Genomic DNA, 16,115 nt, shown 5'->3' on the forward strand with positions numbered 1-16,115 from the left:
AGGTTACTTTAAGCAAGGTGGATTAACTGCTTTTGTGTTAAAATATAACTGATGTTGCATAAATTTAATCATGAATATACTTGAGGTGAGCGATTTGAATCATTGGGAAGACTTTTTAGCGCCTTACAAACAGGCAGTGGAAGAACTTAAAATTAAACTTAAAGGAATGCGTTCGCAATTTGAGCTTGAAAATAATCATTCACCAATTGAATTTGTTACAGGACGAGTGAAGCCGGTTGCGAGTATATTAGACAAAGCCAATCAAAAAGATATTGCCTTAGATCATTTAGTAGAAGAAATGCAGGATATTGCGGGACTCAGAATGATGTGCCAATTTGTAGATGATATTGAAGTTGTGGTCCGTCTTTTAAGGCAACGGAATGATTTTCGGATTGTAGAAGAGCGTGATTATATTACTAACAAGAAACCCAGTGGATATCGGTCGTATCACGTCGTTATTGAATATCCAGTGGAAACTATCCAAGGGGAAAAGAAAATTTTAGCTGAAATCCAAATTAGGACGTTAGCGATGAATTTTTGGGCAACGATTGAACATTCGGTAAACTATAAGTATCAAGGTGAATTTCCAGAAGCAATCAATAAACGACTAAAACGCGCTGCGGAGGCGGCTTTCCAGTTAGATGAAGAAATGTCGCAAATTCGTGAAGAGATCCAAGAAGCGCAAGTCTATTTTTCACAAAACAAAGATGCATCAAAGGACAAAAAAGCGGTACATCAAGTGATGCCAAAGAAAAATAAGTAACTAGTTGTAGGAATAGGGGCGAATAGAAATAATGAAATATATGATTACTTCCAAAGGAGACGAAAAGTCTGATTTGCTGCGACTAAATATGATCGCGGGTTTTGGGGAACATGACATGGAATATGATGAGGTAGAACCTGAAATTGTTATTTCTATTGGCGGAGATGGAACTTTCTTGTCCGCATTTCATCAATACGAGGAGCGCTTAGATGAGATTGCCTTTATTGGGATTCACACTGGGCATCTTGGTTTTTATGCGGATTGGAGACCAGCTGAGGCAGATAAATTAGTGCAACTTTTGGCAAAAGGGGAATATCAGAAAGTTTCCTATCCTCTTCTTAAAACGACCGTGAAGTATGGCATTGGCAAAAAAGAAGCAACCTATTTAGCGCTAAATGAATCAACGGTCAAAAGTTCAGGCGGACCGTTTGTTGTTGATGTAGTCATTAATGATATTCATTTTGAACGATTTCGCGGTGATGGACTTTGTATGTCAACGCCTAGTGGCACAACAGCATACAATAAATCACTTGGCGGGGCGCTAATGCATCCATCCATTGAAGCAATGCAGTTAACTGAGATGGCTTCGATTAATAATCGTGTGTACCGAACCATTGGTAGCCCGCTTGTTTTTCCTAAACATCATGTCGTTAGTTTGCAACCAGTTAATGATAAAGACTTCCAGATTTCTGTAGATCATTTAAGCATTTTGCACCGTGATGTACAAGAAATCCGTTATGAAGTATCCGCCAAAAAAGTTCATTTTGCCAGATTTAGATCATTTCCGTTTTGGCGTCGGGTGCACGATTCGTTTATTGAAGATTAAGCTAGCAGGAGGAAGCATGTGTTTTTAGAATGGAAAGTAGAATTAGAAGAAAATGGGCTTTTACTTCGGACTTTTTTGAAGAGCAAGCACATTTCTAAACAATTATTAACTGCTGTCAAATTTGGCGCAGATGGGAAAATTGAAGTAAATAAAGAGGAACAAAATGTTCTTTATCAGGTAAAAGCTGGTGACCACGTGCGGCTTACGTTTCCAACAGAGCAACAAAATGAACGTTTGCTTGCCGAGCATACGGAATTAGATGTTGTGTTTGAAGATGATTTTCTTTTAATTATTAATAAACCGGCCGGAATGGCTTCGATTCCCTCGCAGTATCATCCGCATGGCTCGGTTGCAAACTTTGTCAAAGGGCATTATGAGGCGCAAGGCCTTACGAGCGCGATTCATATTGTAACGAGGTTGGATCGTGAAACATCTGGGTTAATGCTAATTGCTAAAAATAGGTTTGCCCACGCTAGACTCAGCACCTTTTTACAGCAAGGATTGTTAAAACGACGCTATCAAGCTTTTACAGGTGGCGTTTTAGCAGAACAAGAGGGATCGATTGAAGCGCCAATAGGGCGTAAAGAAGTGAGTATAATGGAACGTTTTGTTACTCCTGAGGGAAAATATGCCAAAACAAATTACGCGGTTCTCGAGCGTTACAGCGCGTTTGACCACGTAGCGATTCAACTAGAAACGGGACGCACGCATCAAATCCGCGTTCATTTCTCGTATATTGGACATCCACTTATTGGAGATGATATGTATGGTGGGGATACTACTTTACTGAAAAGACAGGCACTGCACTCGTGTCATCTACATTTAGTCCATCCGGTAACAGAAGAATATATGGCGTTTGATTTACCTTTACCAGCAGATATGGAAGAGATAATTCAAAAATCGAAGTAATAAGTGTTTTAAAAAGTTATTTGGTCATGTAAAATGGAAGAAGCGAACAAATCGCATCAATTTTAGGAGGAAAGAACATGAATTTATCATTAGAGGGAAAAACATATGTTGTAATGGGAGTAGCTAATAAGCGTAGTATCGCTTGGGCAATCGCTCGTTCACTAAATGAAGCTGGGGCAAAACTTGTATTTACATATGCCGACGAGCGTGCGAAAAAAAGCATTACAGAACTAGTACCTTCACTAAACGAAGCAAATCAAAACCCGCTTATTCTAGCTTGTGATGTATCAAGTGAAGAAGCGATTACAGAAACATTTGAAACAATTAAAAATAAAGTTGGCAAACTTAGTGGCTTAGCGCACTGTATTGCTTTTGCTAACAAAGACTTTTTAACTGGCGACTATTTAGAAGTAGATCGTAAAAGCTTCTTACAAGCGCATGAAATCAGTGCTTATTCATTTACAGCAGTGGCTCGTGCGTTAAAACACTTAGAAATGTTAACAGAAGATGCAAGTCTATTAACACTAACTTACCTAGGTGGGGAACGTGTAGTAGAAAACTATAACATTATGGGTGTTGCGAAAGCTTCCCTTGATGCAAGTGTTAAATACCTTGCTATGGACCTTGGAGCGATTGGTGTGCGCGTAAATGCGATTTCAGCTGGACCAATCAGAACAGTATCTGCTCGTGGTGTTAGCGGCTTCTCTGACTCTATTTCACTAATAGAAGAAAAAGCTCCACTAAAACGTGCGACACAAGCGGAAGAAGTTGGCGATACAGCTTACTACTTATTCAGCAACTTATCTCGAGGCGTTACAGGCGAAGTTATTCACGTCGATAGCGGTTATCATATTATTGGATTCTAAAGAAAAAAGACCAGAAGTAGTTTTAAACTACTTCTGGTCTTTTTTTGGTCCGTCTTCTGGATGTTCTTTAAAGTAATAATCTTTTGGTGTTGGTTTATAGTTTGTTTGGACCGGTTCTTTAACGAAATCAGCTAGTGCTTGGTCGATTTTTACCCAACCGCGCCAGCTTAAATGAATCGGATCTTCTAAGAAGAACGCTTCATTTTGATATTCTTCTAGAGAGTAGTAGCGGAAGCCTTGGCTCTCGATTTGTTGTTTAGTTTTAGCATAATAACCGTCTAAGCCTTGTTTGTTCATACCAATGTAATCAATCCATTTTCCGTTGATAGGAGGATTAATGAAGATGACATCTGCGCCAGCTTTTTTGAATGCATCCATAAGGAGTTGCAAATCAGCAAACTCTGGAGATTGATCATAACGTAAATCTTTACGACTATCTTTTAGTTCACCTTCAATTGGTTTGATTTTTTTCTGGTAATAATTTTCTTTCACTTGGAATGGGTTATCACCAATACTTTTCTCACCAGTTTCTTTCGCTAAATCGTCAAGTTGTTTGTAATCTAAAGTATCTGGAAGAGCTTTTAGGCCCTTATCTACGCGATCTTGTTTAGAACCAGAGACAGATTTTGATTCTAAATCATCTTTACGTTCTAAAATTTTCAATTCGATATTTCCAGCAACTTTTAGAAGTTTTGGATCATGCGGTTTTTTAGGTCCTTTTGCAACAATGTTTTCAAGTAATTTCTTTAAAGTAGAGTCGCTTTGAACCACTTGGAAAGTAAGTAAACGTTTAGCTGCGTACCGACGTTCAGGCGTGTTTTTCGTATCTTCAAGTGCAAATTTGTATGCATGAAGAGGGGAGAAGTTAGCGCCAAACGATGGATCAGAAACGCCTTTAGGTTGGAACCACTGCGGAGATAAGATTACCGCTACTTTTTTGCCTTTTAAATCATCACCAAGTGCATTTACATCAAGGAAATGACTTAATGATTGTGTACCAGGACGACCAAGTAAGAATGGTGTATAGCCCTGATCATATTTTTTTGATACTACGCTAGGATGGAATGAATCGACACGAGAAAGCTCTGATGAACCATAAATAGGTAAGTAGTTTCCTTCTTTTAAAGCTTCTTTCTGGATGTCTAAGCCTTGGATGACGTATTCGTTCATGGACGTAGCGCTTTCCTCTACTGTTTTAGAAGAAACGTGAGAGAATAAGCTGCTAGGTCCGAATAGAACGAAAAGGAAAACCGCGAATGCGACCATTAAAGGCCCAAATGTCATCCACAGCTTTTTTTTCATTATTTTAGCGCCTCAAGTTGAGTAATGATCATTTCAGGAGTAGCCCATTCGTCGCGGTCAAATTCGGAAACGGGTACAGTAATATCTAGTCTTTCTTCAATTTCGATTAATAGTTGAACAGTAGCCATAGAATCAAGTAATCCTTCATCGAATAATTTGATTTCTGTGTTTTGTACTACTTCATCAGTTTCTGTAATTTCTTCTAAGATTTCTAATACGTTTTCGCGAAAAGCCATTTTAAATTACCACCTTTAGTTAGTTTTAAAAATTAATTTTATCTAAAATACCTGAGAAAATCAGGAATCCGAAACAAACAAATTGGAATGTAATGATAACGCCGATTACATAAGTTATTTTGTTTTTTGGATAGAATTTGTGTTTCTTGTTGAAGCGTTCGATTAGGTCAAATCCGACAATTAGTGTCGCTTGGTAAAGACCGTAAACGATGTAGTACCAGTGAAGTCCGTGCCATACACCCATGATGAAAAAGTTAACGAAGTAAGCTAGGTAGGCAATAGTGAACTTGCTCTTGAACCATTTCTTTTTTGTTACCCATAATACGAAACGCATAAATACATAATCACGGAACCAGAATGAAAGCGTCATGTGCCAACGATTCCAGAACTCTTTAATATTTCGCGCTGCAAATGGTTTGTTAAAGTTCATTGGAGTTTGAATGCCGAGTAAGTAACTAACTCCGACTGCGAAGGCACTATAACCTGCAAAGTCAAAGAATAAATACATACTATACGCATACATATAACCAAATAAATTCTTGGTTAAATCTACATTGTGTGAAATCGCGATGTCTAGTGGAACAACAAAATGCTTGTTTACTAAGTAAGCGATAATGAATTTGTAGAGAAAGCCAAGGAAGATAAGGAATATTCCTCGATTTAATAAAGCAACATAAGCTTCTTTACTAGGCGGATTATCAATGTCTTTTTTAAAGCGGCGGAACCGGTCAATCGGCCCGGATGAAATTGTTGGGAAGAATAGCAAGAAGCTAACAAAATCCCACGCGTTATACTGTTTAATTAAGTTATCGCGTATTTCAATTATCATTTGTGCTGCTTTAAATGTTAAGTAGGAAATCCCTAGGAAGCCAACCATTGTTACATTGTCACCTAAAATTGGAACAACTTTAGAAATGACAAGTGGAAGGATGGAGAGAACTACTGCAATGACGAATACGCCACCGTGATTCAGCTTTTTCTCCTGCCTGTAATGGAAGTAAAGTCGTACAAGTGCAAGTTGCCAGAAGACGAAGAAGATAAAAGTAGCTCCTTGAACTGGGCTTGCAGAGAACATAAAGTATAAAAATACGAGTGTTACAAAAGCATTATAAATTGGTAATCTTTTTCCTAACAAACCAGCTACTATGATAGGAATTAAAAATAGTACAAGTACACCAAAATAAAGGATTGTACCGTATGGTAAACTCACTTGTTAACCTCGCTATTAAGCGCTTTGCGGTCAATTTTGCCATTCATAGTCAACGGGAACTCTGTCTTATAAATCCATTTTCTTGGAATCATGTATGCTGGCATAAATTCTTTGAGTTCATTTTTGATAGCTGCACTTAGCTGGTATTCTTTTTCGAAATCGTTGGCAGTTGGGATGACCTGAGCGACCAACATATCTACCTTTTCGTCTTTCATTTTAGGGATAATAGCGCAGTTTTGAATGTAACTTACTTTTTTTAGATTATTTTCGATATCTTCTAGCTCGATACGATAACCGTGAAGCTTAATTTGGAAATCAAGACGACCTTGGAAGAATAGGTAACCATCTTTGATAATACCGGAATCTCCAGTGTGGTAAGCTTGGTAGCCTTTATAGTCAAAGAATACTTGGTCTGTTTTTTCAGGTTCATTTAAATAACCTTTGGAAACACTAGCACCGATTAGGATGATTTCTCCTTTTTCACCATCTGGAAGAATTTCGCCAGTTTCTTGGTCTACGATGTGTAAACGCATGTCTGGTTTAATTACGCCTAGTGGTAAGCTTGGATAAGCATCGATAAGCTCACGCGTTACTTTTACTTGTGTTACAGCAACGGTTGCTTCAGTAGGGCCGTAAGTGTTATAAATGACTGCATCTGGGAAACGATCAAGTAGTTCAGTTGCTGTTTTCTTAGCAAGTACTTCACCGCAGAATAAGAAGCGAGTCAAACTTGGGTTATTTTCTTGGTTAAAGTTTTCATCTAGTAAGCACAAGTCTGCGAAAGATGGAGTGGAAACCCAAACGTCAAAATTTTGCGCAGGAATTTCACGGTATAAATCTTTCATATTAGCAGTAATTGTTTTATCAAGCGGTACAAGTGTTCCGCCGGATAGTAAGCTTGGATATAAATCCATAACAGATAAGTCAAACGAGAATGGCGCTTGGTTTAAGAAGCGTAATCCTTGTCTTAAAGAAAAATCTTGTAAGATCCAGTTGCTAAAGCTTACTAGGTTATTTTGGCTGATTTGAACGCCTTTAGGATTTCCAGTACTTCCGGATGTGTAAATAATATAGTAGTTATCGTCATTTTTTACACATTCAGCTTTATCTGGCACTTCTTCAAAATGTTTTTCTAAAGCATCCATTAGTTGATTTTGTGTTAGCACGGGGCAACCAGTAATTGTAAGGTTGCTTGGTAATTCTTCTGTGCAAATAAACATAGAAGGATCTGCTGCTTTTTTAATTTGTTCTATACGTTCAACTGGCATAGAAACATCTACTGGAACATAAGCTCGACCTGATTTGATAGCGCCTAGAAATGCAACTAGCATTAATGGAGACATGTGTCCGTAGACGATAATAGGTTTTTCTTTGTCAGTATTTAGATTTTTTAGTAGAAAAGAGCCAAATGCATCGGATTGCCGTTTTAGTTCTTTGTAGGAAAGACGTGTGCCGGCATATTCGTAGCAAGGGAAATCCGGTGTCTTTTCTGCCCATGCATCAATTCTTTCAATGATACTCGTTGTCATAATTGATATTCCCATTTTTTAACAGTCCTTTCTTTTTTTAGAATTCGTTGTAAATGAATTTCGCACCTTCAGGGTTTTTGAAACCATAAAACCAAAGCAATCCAAGCAGAATAGCTAAGTAGAAAACAGTTTTCATAGTAAAGATAGTCGCTGGATGATGCAAAAATAGTTTTACTTTGTTCATAAATCCACCTCTTTATTATTTCAGTTGTGTTACAAATATTAAAAATAAACGTTTAATACTTACTTACTGTAATACATCTGTCTTTAAATGTCTAATTACATTTTTGTAAGGTTAGAAAAATAAAGATATTTTGAACTTAAAAGTAACGGCGAGTATAATGAAACCATAGATATAGCAAGGTTTTAATGCGAAGAATGGAGGAGGAGAAACGATGAACCAAAAGAAAATTGCTGGAGAAAAAGCATGTGACTGGGTTAAAGATGGCATGATTGTGGGGCTTGGGACAGGAAGTACGGTATATTACACGATTGAAAAACTAGGTGACATGGTCGCGAAAGGCTTACAGATTACTGGGGTTGCCACTTCGGAAGAAACTGCGAAACAAGCAGAAAAGCTAGGAATACCATTAAAATCGCTAAATGATGTGACAGAAATTGATGTCACTATTGATGGTGCGGATGAGGTGGATGCCGATTTTCAAGGGATAAAAGGTGGTGGTGGGGCACTTTTGCGTGAAAAGATGGTTGCGAATGCTAGCTTGAAAAATATTTGGGTTGTGAGCGAGGAGAAGCTTGTAAGGAACTTGGGTGAATTTCCGCTACCTTTAGAGGTAATTCCTTTTGGTTGGAAGCAAATTCAGCGTGAACTTGAAAAAGACGATATAGAAACGAATTTGCGGAAACAATCTTCTGGTGAAGTGTATGTGACAAACAATGGGAACTATATTTTGGATATCGTCAATCAAACATTTACGGATACGGCAATGTGGCAAGAAAAGTTAGCCCAAATTCCAGGAGTTGTGGAACATGGTTTATTTCTTAATTATGTAGATCTGATTATTTGTGGTAAAGCGAGCGGGGAAATAGAGCTCATAAAAAAATAGTTATTTCTTCTATATAAAAGAAATAACTATCTTCCTATCATATTGTTTTTTTCATTTCTTTGTGTTCAATGCCTGCATCAAGAAATATATCTGAGCAAGTTTCGTAGCCGAGTTTTTCGTAGAAGGGGATAGCAGTCACTTGTGCGCCTAATTTTAACTTAGATAAGCCACGAGTTTTTGCTTCTGCTTCAATGGCTTCCATGATTCTGCGACCGCTACCAGTGCCACGAGCTATTTTCTGAGTGCAAATGCGTTCGACCTTGCCGTAACCATCTGTCACACGAAACCTGCCTGTTGCAAGCGGTGTGCCGTCCTCTGCGTAATCAACAAACATGACAACAGAGTCCATTTTATCAAATTCATCCCATTCTAGCGCGGGATCAACGTGTTGCTCGACGACAAATACGTCGTTTCTAATTTTTAATGCGGCTCGTTTGCCGATATCATCTGTTACTTTCTTTACGGTCAAGTTGTTTCCGTCCTTTCTTATGCGCGCATGCTTTCTAAATCAAATGTATTTACCGGAAGCATAAATTGCAAAGAATCTTTGATAAATGGCTGCCAGTATTTCCAGCGGTGGTCGCCGTTAAATACATGGAAATAATAATCAAACCCGCGAGCGGTTAAAATTTGTTCTAAAGATTTATTTGGTGAGAGGAAATCGAGCACTTCATTTCCAGTAGTTTCGACTGCGGTTTCTTGGTCGCCAATTATATGGAAGATTTTCACTTTTGCAGGGTCAACTTTTTCGGCAAGTGTAAGGATTGTATCATCCACATAAGGTGAATGTAGAATCACGTTGCCGAATGTAAACGGAAATAGCAGCGCTGCTTTTAAGGAAACGGATGCTCCGAGTGAGTCACCCATCAGGAACCTACTAGTTGGCATTTGGAAAGAAGGGAAGCGTTCTTCAAGATAAGGAACAAGTTCAAATGCTAAGAACCGGATATACGCTTCATTTTGTTTACCATCTGGATGATATTTTTCGCGTCGATCCATGACAGTTTTGTAAGGGATACCAATGAAAATGGCTTTTTGAATCTGCTCGTTTACCGCTAATTCTTCGGAGTGTCGCGCAAGTTTACCAAACTGAAAATAATCTTTTCCATCTTGTACAATAAAAAGTGGATATTTGTAAAGTGGCGAAAAATCAGGTGGTAAGCAAATAATTAAATCAAGTTCCTCTCCTAGCGATTTACTATAAAATTTCTCATCCAACATTTTGTGAGCTGTCATTTTCATTCTCTCCTTTCTTGAAATCATTTCCTTCTAAGGTGATTGTTTTTTGAAAAGTTACTCTATTTTAGCATGAATTACGTTAAAAGAAAGAACATTTTGCCTATTTATTAGAAAATTTTTCTTTTTCGCGGGACTTCACTGCAATAATGCTGTTTATTGTGCTATACTGAAACATACAATAATTCTGTTTAAAGATAGAAAGTGGGGATTTTGAATGAGTAAAGATATTGACTGGAGTAATTTAGGATTTAGTTATATTAAGACGGACAAACGCTACATTTCTTACTGGAAAGACGGGGAATGGGACGAGGGTGCGCTAACAGGAGATAATACGCTACACATCAGCGAAGGTTCGACAGCACTTCACTACGGACAACAATGTTTTGAAGGTTTAAAAGCATATCGTTGTAAGGACGGCTCGATTAATCTTTTCCGCCCAGATCGTAATGCTGCGCGCATTCAAAAAAGTTGTGAGCGTTTATTAATGCCACACATCCCTACAGAAAAATTTATTGACGCAGTGATGCAAGTTGTTCGTGCGAATGAAGAATTTGTGCCGCCATATGGTACAGGTGCAACGCTTTATTTACGTCCATTTGTTATTGGTGTTGGCGATAACATCGGTGTTCACGCAGCGCCAGAGTATATTTTCTCTATTTTCTGTTCGCCAGTGGGTCCGTATTTCAAAGGTGGAATGGCGCCGACAAACTTTGTCGTGTCTGATTTTGACCGTGCTGCTCCAAATGGTACAGGTGCAGCAAAAGTAGGCGGAAACTATGCCGCAAGTTTGCTACCAGGTCAAGCTGCCAAAGCACGTAATTTCGGCGATTGTATTTATTTAGACCCTGCGACACATACAAAAATTGAAGAAGTTGGTTCTGCTAATTTCTTTGGTATTACAAAAGACGATAAATTTGTGACACCGTATTCTCCTTCTATTTTGCCAAGTATCACGAAGTACTCGCTACTTTATTTGGCAGAGCATCGTTTAGGTTTAGAAGCAGTGGAAGGCGATGTGTATATCGATAAGCTAGATGAGTTTAAAGAAGCTGGAGCATGTGGAACAGCTGCTGTTATTACTCCAATTGGCGGAATTCAAACGAAAGATGATTTCCACGTATTCCATAGCGAAACGGAAGTAGGACCAGTAACAAAACGTTTATTCGATGAACTTTGTGGCATTCAATTTGGAGATATCGAAGCTCCAGAAGGCTGGATTTATAAAGTAAAATAATGACAAGCCGTCCGTTTAAGCGGGCGGTTTTTTTGTAGAAGTCATTTCCGATATTTAATTGGAAGTGACTTTTTTATTGACAACATTGCAACTCGGTGTTACTATGTAGTAGTAATAAGTGATACAGAATACCTGTGTTACTGAGTAGTGGGGTTTAATAAAAAATGGAAAGAAGGTTGTATTCAAATGAGTGAAGTGATGATTAAAGCCACGGGTTTGGAAAAATCATTTAAAAAAACAGATGTCTTAAAAGGTGTAGACTTCGAAGTGAAACGCGGTGAAATTTTTGCATTGCTTGGTTCGAATGGTGCAGGTAAGACGACAACTATCCAAATTTTAGCGACTCTTTTAAAAGCGGATAATGGAAATGCAAGCGTCTCTAGTTTTGATGTGGGAAAAGAGGCTGAGAAAGTTCGCGAGCATATTAGTCTGACAGGGCAATTTGCGGCTGTGGATGGTCTTTTGACAGGGCGAGAAAATATTTTATTAATTGCTAAACTGCGAGGTGAAAAAAATCCAACGCAGACGGCGAATGATTTATTGGCACGTTTTGGACTCGAAAAAGCGGCGGATCGTCGTGCGGACACTTATTCTGGAGGGATGACGCGGCGGCTAGATATTGCTATGAGTTTAGTTGGCGCTCCGGATGTAATTTTCCTTGATGAGCCGACTACTGGTCTTGATCCTGAAGGGCGAATCGAAGTTTGGAAAACGATTAAGGCACTTTCGGACGGCGGAACAACCATCTTACTAACAACGCAATATTTAGATGAAGCAGAACAGTTGGCTGATCGAATTGCTATTTTACATGGTGGAACAATTATTGCAAATGGGACTTTGGATGAGCTTAAAAAATTGTTCCCGCCTGCTGAAGTCGAATATGTTGAAAAACAACCATCTTTGGAAGAAATTTTCTTAGCAATTATTAATGGGAAGGAGGAAGTAAAATGAAGGCAATTCGTGATACAAGTATATTATTTGGCCGGTCCATGCGTCATATTTTGCGGAGTCCTGATACGATTATTACCGTGGCAATTATTCCGATTATGATTATGTTAATGTTTGTGTACGTGCTTGGAGGAGCAATTCAAACGGGGACAGATAACTACGTGGATTATTTATTACCAGGTATTATTTTAATGGCGATAGCAAGCGGGATTGCTTATACGGCGGTGCGATTATTTACGGATGTGCAAAAAGGGTTGTTTCAACGGTTTCATTCGATGCCGATTAGTCGCTCTTCGGTATTATGGGGACATGTGTTAACATCGCTCGTTTCTAATGCGATTTCGATTGTACTCATTATCCTTGTTGCACTTCTTATTGGTTTTCGTTCCTCTGCGGGAGTTTTGGAATGGCTTGCAGTAGCGGGGATATTGTTGCTATTTACTTTAGCGCTAACTTGGGTTGCTGTTATTCCTGGTCTGACTGCCAAATCGGTTGACGGCGCGAGTGCCTTTTCTTATCCGCTGATATTTTTACCTTTTATTAGTTCGGCTTTTGTCCCAACGGATACGATGCCAACTGCAGTGCGCGTTTTTGCGGAAAATCAGCCGGTGACGTCGATTGTTAATACGATTCGTGCATTGCTTTACTCTGAACCAATTGGAAATGAGATTTGGATTGCGCTTGCTTGGTGCGTGGGAATTGCCGTTGTTGCCTATATTTTCGCGGTAACAATTTATAAAAAAATGGTTTAAATAAAAAAAGTTGGCTCCGCGAAGAGCCAACTTTTTTTAATTTTCACCAGAAATATGTTTTTTCGGTAAGATAAAATGAATGAAATAACTAACAATACAGCAGGCGAACATTACCCAGAAAACCATATGAAGGCCGCTATACAAAATATCTCGAAGCGGTTCAACTAGATCTGCGCTCACGTTGCCAGACGTTTGTGGACTAATTAGTTGATTTAAATTACTGCGATTCACTTCACTACCAGCTGCGGCACGGAATTCACTAGTAAGAACTGAGTTGAAAATTGTTCCGAATACAGCTACACCAATCGTTTGACCAACTGTTCTGAAAAGTGTGTTGGAAGCAGTAGCGATACCTGTTTGGAATCGCGGTACAGCATCTTGAACGGTTACAGTAGTAGTAGTAAAAATAATTCCGAAGCCAAATCCCATAAATGCACTATTTAAATAGAAGAAGATGTCATTTGTGGAAGCGGGGAATAAAGCTAAAATCAATCCACTTGCCGCTGTTATCAACACACCGATACCGACTGTGTGGCGATTTCCAAGTGTCATTAACAGTTTTCCGCCGATAAATGAACCAACAATCCATGTAATCGAAAGCGGTGCAAGCATAAAGCCAGCAATTGTAGCCCCGTGGCCAAGCATACCTTGCGCCCACATTGGAATATAAACGTTGATACCAATTAAAAAGGCACTAATCAAGAAACCAATTAAGTTCCCAATTAAAACAACGGGATTTTTAAATAATACAAATGGCATAATCGGATCTTTTGCACGTTTTTCGACAAAATAAAAAGCAACAAATAATACAATCGAAACGGCAAAAAGAATAACGACGAGCGGTTCTGTCCAGTTGAGTGATTCACCAGCCCGCTGTAATGCGAATAATAAGCCAAGTAGTGCCACCGTGAAGAGCGAGGCGCCTAAATAGTCAATCGGTAATTTCACATGTTCCACTTTTTCACGTAAATAAAGCAAAATAAGTAAAATTGTCAAAATGCCGATTGGGACATTGATAAAGAAAATCCAATGCCATGAAAGTTGGTCTACTAAAAATCCACCAACAAGTGGTCCAAATACACCAGCGATACCCCAGGCAGAACCCATAAAGCCAAGTACTTTAGCGCGTTTTTCAAATGGGTACACGTCTGCGATAATTGTCATAGTAGATGGTAAAATCCCACCTGCTCCAATACCTTGAATCGCGCGAAAAATAATTAATTGTTCCATATTTTGTGCGAATCCACAAAGTGATGAACCAATGATAAAAATAATTGTCGCAATCACAAAGATATTTTTTCGTCCATACAAATCAGACAGTTTCCCGTAAATCGGAACGGTCACTGCTGATGTTAGTAAATAAACAGAAAAAATCCAGTTCATTAACTCTATACCGTCCAACTGACTTACAATCGTTGGCATCGCAGTACTCACGATGGTACCCTCAATAGCTGCCATAAATGTTGCGACAAATACGGCGATGGTAACGGCCTTTACTTTTGTTTGTTCCAAAAAATTCCCTCCCTTTTCGTCTACCGAATTATAGCATATAAAACGACTGATTTGGGAAAAAAGTTAATCTTAAGAAATGCGTTCGTGCAAGATAAGCGCTATAATAAAATAGAAGAAAGCGAACTAAAGGAGGAATTTTTTTGTCATACGAACCAAATACAAAACAAACGATGCAAAAAATTAAAGAACTAACATCTATCCCAAGTCCAACCGGAAATACTGGGAAAATCATTGAAAAACTGGCAAAAGATTTAGATGCTTCAAAAATCCCCTATACATTAAACAATAAAGGCGGACTGATTGTAACGCTTCCTGGAAAAGATGAATCGAAGCACCGCATGTTAACTGCTCACGTCGATACGCTTGGTGCGATGGTCAAAGAAATCAAAGCAGACGGACGTCTACTTTTAACGCTAATTGGTGGTTACCGTTTTAACGCGATCGAAGGCGAATATTGTACGATCGAAACAAGTGCTGGAGATTTGTATAGTGGCACAATTCTAATGCATCAAACATCTGTCCATGTATATAAAGACGCTGGAACTGCTGAGCGTAATGATAAAAATATGGAAGTTCGTTTAGACGTGAAAGCGCTAGATGCAGATAAAGTTCGTGCACTTGGAATTGAAGTAGGCGATTTCGTTTCCTTTGATCCGCGCGTGCAAATTATTAATGATGAATATATCAAATCTCGCCACCTAGATGACAAAGCAAGTGTCGCGATTTTATTGCAACTAATCAACTATATCCATGAAAATAAACTTGAGCTACCGCACACGACGCATTTCTTAATTTCTAATAATGAAGAAATTGGCTACGGCGGTAATTCCAATATTCCAGTTGAAACTGTCGAGTATTTAGCTGTTGACATGGGTGCGCTTGGTGACGGGCAAACATCTGACGAATACACTGTTTCAATTTGTGCAAAAGACGGTAGTGGCCCGTATCATCTTGGCTTGCGCAAACATTTAGTAGAACTTGCTAAAAAGAATAATATTGATTATAAAGTGGATATTTATCCGTTTTATGCGTCCGATGCAAGTGCGGCGATTAATGCCGGTAATGATATTATCCATGGTTTAATTGGCCCAGGTATTGATGCAAGCCATGCATATGAACGCACACATCGCGACTCACTTTACCATACAGAAAAATTAGTTTATGCATATTTATTTTCAAATATATTGAAATAGGAGGAATTCCGTATGAATGTCCATGATTTTTCTGAAAAAGCAATGAATGGCAAAGAAATATCGTTAAGTGACTATAAAGGTAAAGTTTTGCTTATCGTGAATACGGCGAGCAAATGTGGTCTAACCCCTCAGTTAGAAGGACTCGAAGCAATGTATAAAAAACTAGGTGGCGCTAATTTTGAAATTCTTGGTTTCCCGTGCAACCAATTTTTACGCCAAGATCCTGGTAGTGATGAAGAAATCCTCGAATTTTGCCAAATGAATTACGGCGTGACGTTCCAAATGTTTTCTAAAATCAAAGTAAAAGGCAAAGACGCAAGCCCGCTATACAAATATCTAACCGAACAAACTGGCGGCAAAAAAGTAGAATGGAACTTTGCAAAATTCCTCATTGATGAAAATGGAGAAGTTGTCGAACGTTTCCCATCAAAAATGAAACCAGAAGATTTTGAGGATAAAGTAGAAGCCCTTGTTGCCAAAGTAAATAATTAAGAAAGACTCGGTAGTGCATGAATCGCGCTGCCGAGTT

18 protein-coding genes are annotated in these 16,115 nt (G+C 38.7%); 10 read left to right on the top strand and 8 right to left on the bottom strand.

Translation table 11 applies throughout. The features are described 5' to 3' along the window. Window positions 1-94 precede the first annotated feature (94 nt). From yjbM to fabI, 4 genes are all read left to right on the top strand, one after another. Complete coding sequence (yjbM, locus tag HCB49_RS03455; protein ID WP_069892054.1) at window positions 95-763, top strand: GTP diphosphokinase; 669 nt, start codon at window positions 95-97, stop codon at window positions 761-763. Between the two features lie 31 nt (window positions 764-794). Continuing rightward, window positions 795-1,589: an NAD kinase gene (locus HCB49_RS03460; protein ID WP_069892055.1), complete on the top strand. Its 795-nt coding sequence runs from the start codon at window positions 795-797 to the stop codon at window positions 1,587-1,589. Window positions 1,590-1,607: 18 nt separating this feature from the next. Next, window positions 1,608-2,498 (top strand): RluA family pseudouridine synthase, encoded by an 891-nt coding sequence (locus HCB49_RS03465; protein ID WP_185604120.1) that lies wholly within the window; start codon window positions 1,608-1,610, stop codon window positions 2,496-2,498. A 77-nt stretch (window positions 2,499-2,575) separates the two neighbouring features. Then, entirely contained in the window at window positions 2,576-3,364 is a 789-nt protein-coding gene (gene fabI / locus HCB49_RS03470) for an enoyl-ACP reductase FabI (RefSeq protein WP_185391030.1), read from the top strand. 27 nt (window positions 3,365-3,391) lie between these two features. Here fabI and dltD read toward each other — a convergent pair whose 3' ends face one another. Genes dltD through HCB49_RS03495 form a run of 5 tightly spaced genes read right to left on the bottom strand, consistent with a single transcriptional unit; the run spans window position 3,392 to window position 7,825 of the window. Continuing rightward, entirely contained in the window at window positions 3,392-4,666 is a 1,275-nt protein-coding gene (gene dltD, locus HCB49_RS03475) for a D-alanyl-lipoteichoic acid biosynthesis protein DltD (RefSeq protein WP_185480190.1), read from the bottom strand. Further along, window positions 4,666-4,902, bottom strand: a complete 237-nt coding sequence (dltC, locus tag HCB49_RS03480) for a D-alanine--poly(phosphoribitol) ligase subunit DltC (protein WP_185391032.1) — start codon at window positions 4,900-4,902, stop codon at window positions 4,666-4,668. Before dltC ends, dltD begins: the two co-directional genes overlap by 1 nt. Window positions 4,903-4,927: 25 nt before the next feature. Continuing rightward, window positions 4,928-6,112, bottom strand: coding sequence for a D-alanyl-lipoteichoic acid biosynthesis protein DltB (gene dltB / locus HCB49_RS03485; RefSeq protein ID WP_185480189.1), 1,185 nt, complete (start codon window positions 6,110-6,112; stop codon window positions 4,928-4,930). Then, window positions 6,109-7,641 carry a D-alanine--poly(phosphoribitol) ligase subunit DltA gene (gene dltA, locus HCB49_RS03490; RefSeq protein ID WP_185480331.1) on the bottom strand — a complete coding sequence of 511 codons (1,533 nt, stop codon included), beginning with the start codon at window positions 7,639-7,641 and terminating at the stop codon, window positions 6,109-6,111. The genes dltB and dltA overlap by 4 nt, the downstream gene beginning before the upstream one ends. Window positions 7,642-7,678: 37 nt before the next feature. Then, the gene (locus tag HCB49_RS03495) at window positions 7,679-7,825 is read right to left on the bottom strand and encodes a teichoic acid D-Ala incorporation-associated protein DltX (RefSeq protein WP_003736148.1); all 147 of its coding nucleotides are present in this window, start codon (window positions 7,823-7,825) and stop codon (window positions 7,679-7,681) included. Between the two features lie 211 nt (window positions 7,826-8,036). Between HCB49_RS03495 and rpiA the strand changes: the two genes are divergently transcribed. Next, on the top strand, window positions 8,037-8,708 hold the full coding sequence (gene rpiA, locus HCB49_RS03500) for a ribose-5-phosphate isomerase RpiA (protein ID WP_185604121.1): 672 nt from the start codon (window positions 8,037-8,039) through the stop codon (window positions 8,706-8,708). A gap of 37 nt (window positions 8,709-8,745) precedes the next feature. Here rpiA and HCB49_RS03505 read toward each other — a convergent pair whose 3' ends face one another. Together HCB49_RS03505 and HCB49_RS03510 are read right to left on the bottom strand one after the other, a co-directional pair. Continuing rightward, window positions 8,746-9,177: a GNAT family N-acetyltransferase gene (locus tag HCB49_RS03505; protein WP_185506271.1), complete on the bottom strand. Its 432-nt coding sequence runs from the start codon at window positions 9,175-9,177 to the stop codon at window positions 8,746-8,748. 17 nt (window positions 9,178-9,194) lie between these two features. Continuing rightward, window positions 9,195-9,944 (bottom strand): alpha/beta hydrolase, encoded by a 750-nt coding sequence (locus HCB49_RS03510; RefSeq protein WP_185480186.1) that lies wholly within the window; start codon window positions 9,942-9,944, stop codon window positions 9,195-9,197. 217 nt (window positions 9,945-10,161) lie between these two features. On the opposite strand from HCB49_RS03510, the gene HCB49_RS03515 reads away from it, so the two are divergent. The 3 genes from HCB49_RS03515 (at window position 10,162) to lieB (ending at window position 12,881) form a co-directional block, all read left to right on the top strand. Next, the gene (locus tag HCB49_RS03515; RefSeq protein WP_185604122.1) at window positions 10,162-11,181 is read left to right on the top strand and encodes a branched-chain amino acid aminotransferase; all 1,020 of its coding nucleotides are present in this window, start codon (window positions 10,162-10,164) and stop codon (window positions 11,179-11,181) included. A 186-nt stretch (window positions 11,182-11,367) separates the two neighbouring features. After that, window positions 11,368-12,132, top strand: a complete 765-nt coding sequence (locus HCB49_RS03520) for an ABC transporter ATP-binding protein (protein ID WP_008947361.1) — start codon at window positions 11,368-11,370, stop codon at window positions 12,130-12,132. After that, entirely contained in the window at window positions 12,129-12,881 is a 753-nt protein-coding gene (gene lieB / locus HCB49_RS03525; RefSeq protein WP_185604123.1) for a multidrug efflux ABC transporter permease LieB, read from the top strand. Before HCB49_RS03520 ends, lieB begins: the two co-directional genes overlap by 4 nt. A gap of 36 nt (window positions 12,882-12,917) precedes the next feature. Here the strand turns inward: lieB and HCB49_RS03530 are convergent, their stop codons facing one another. Beyond that, window positions 12,918-14,393 carry an LM6179_1298 family efflux MFS transporter gene (locus tag HCB49_RS03530; protein ID WP_185604124.1) on the bottom strand — a complete coding sequence of 492 codons (1,476 nt, stop codon included), beginning with the start codon at window positions 14,391-14,393 and terminating at the stop codon, window positions 12,918-12,920. Between the two features lie 140 nt (window positions 14,394-14,533). Here HCB49_RS03530 and HCB49_RS03535 point away from each other — a divergent pair, with 140 nt between their 5' ends. Then, complete coding sequence (locus HCB49_RS03535; protein ID WP_185480181.1) at window positions 14,534-15,586, top strand: M42 family metallopeptidase; 1,053 nt, start codon at window positions 14,534-14,536, stop codon at window positions 15,584-15,586. 12 nt (window positions 15,587-15,598) lie between these two features. Continuing rightward, window positions 15,599-16,078: a glutathione peroxidase gene (locus HCB49_RS03540; RefSeq protein WP_185480180.1), complete on the top strand. Its 480-nt coding sequence runs from the start codon at window positions 15,599-15,601 to the stop codon at window positions 16,076-16,078. Window positions 16,079-16,115 lie beyond the last annotated feature (37 nt).

Source organism: Listeria cossartiae subsp. cayugensis (assembly GCF_014229095.1).
Lineage (GTDB): Bacteria > Bacillota > Bacilli > Lactobacillales > Listeriaceae > Listeria > Listeria cayugensis.

Excerpts from the sequence above, each read along its gene's own strand:
- HCB49_RS03495 (WP_003736148.1), bottom strand. The coding sequence starts at position 7,825 with ATGAACAAAGTAAAACTATTTTTGCATCATCCAGCGACTATCTTTACT.
- HCB49_RS03510 (WP_185480186.1), bottom strand. The coding sequence starts at position 9,944 with ATGACAGCTCACAAAATGTTGGATGAGAAATTTTATAGTAAATCGCTA.
- fabI (WP_185391030.1), top strand. The coding sequence starts at position 2,576 with ATGAATTTATCATTAGAGGGAAAAACATATGTTGTAATGGGAGTAGCT.
- HCB49_RS03460 (WP_069892055.1), top strand. The coding sequence starts at position 795 with ATGAAATATATGATTACTTCCAAAGGAGACGAAAAGTCTGATTTGCTG.
- lieB (WP_185604123.1), top strand. The coding sequence starts at position 12,129 with ATGAAGGCAATTCGTGATACAAGTATATTATTTGGCCGGTCCATGCGT.
- rpiA (WP_185604121.1), top strand. The coding sequence starts at position 8,037 with ATGAACCAAAAGAAAATTGCTGGAGAAAAAGCATGTGACTGGGTTAAA.
- HCB49_RS03515 (WP_185604122.1), top strand. The coding sequence starts at position 10,162 with ATGAGTAAAGATATTGACTGGAGTAATTTAGGATTTAGTTATATTAAG.
- dltC (WP_185391032.1), bottom strand. The coding sequence starts at position 4,902 with ATGGCTTTTCGCGAAAACGTATTAGAAATCTTAGAAGAAATTACAGAA.
- HCB49_RS03520 (WP_008947361.1), top strand. The coding sequence starts at position 11,368 with ATGAGTGAAGTGATGATTAAAGCCACGGGTTTGGAAAAATCATTTAAA.
- dltA (WP_185480331.1), bottom strand. The coding sequence starts at position 7,641 with ATGACAACGAGTATCATTGAAAGAATTGATGCATGGGCAGAAAAGACA.
- HCB49_RS03540 (WP_185480180.1), top strand. The coding sequence starts at position 15,599 with ATGAATGTCCATGATTTTTCTGAAAAAGCAATGAATGGCAAAGAAATA.
- dltD (WP_185480190.1), bottom strand. The coding sequence starts at position 4,666 with ATGAAAAAAAAGCTGTGGATGACATTTGGGCCTTTAATGGTCGCATTC.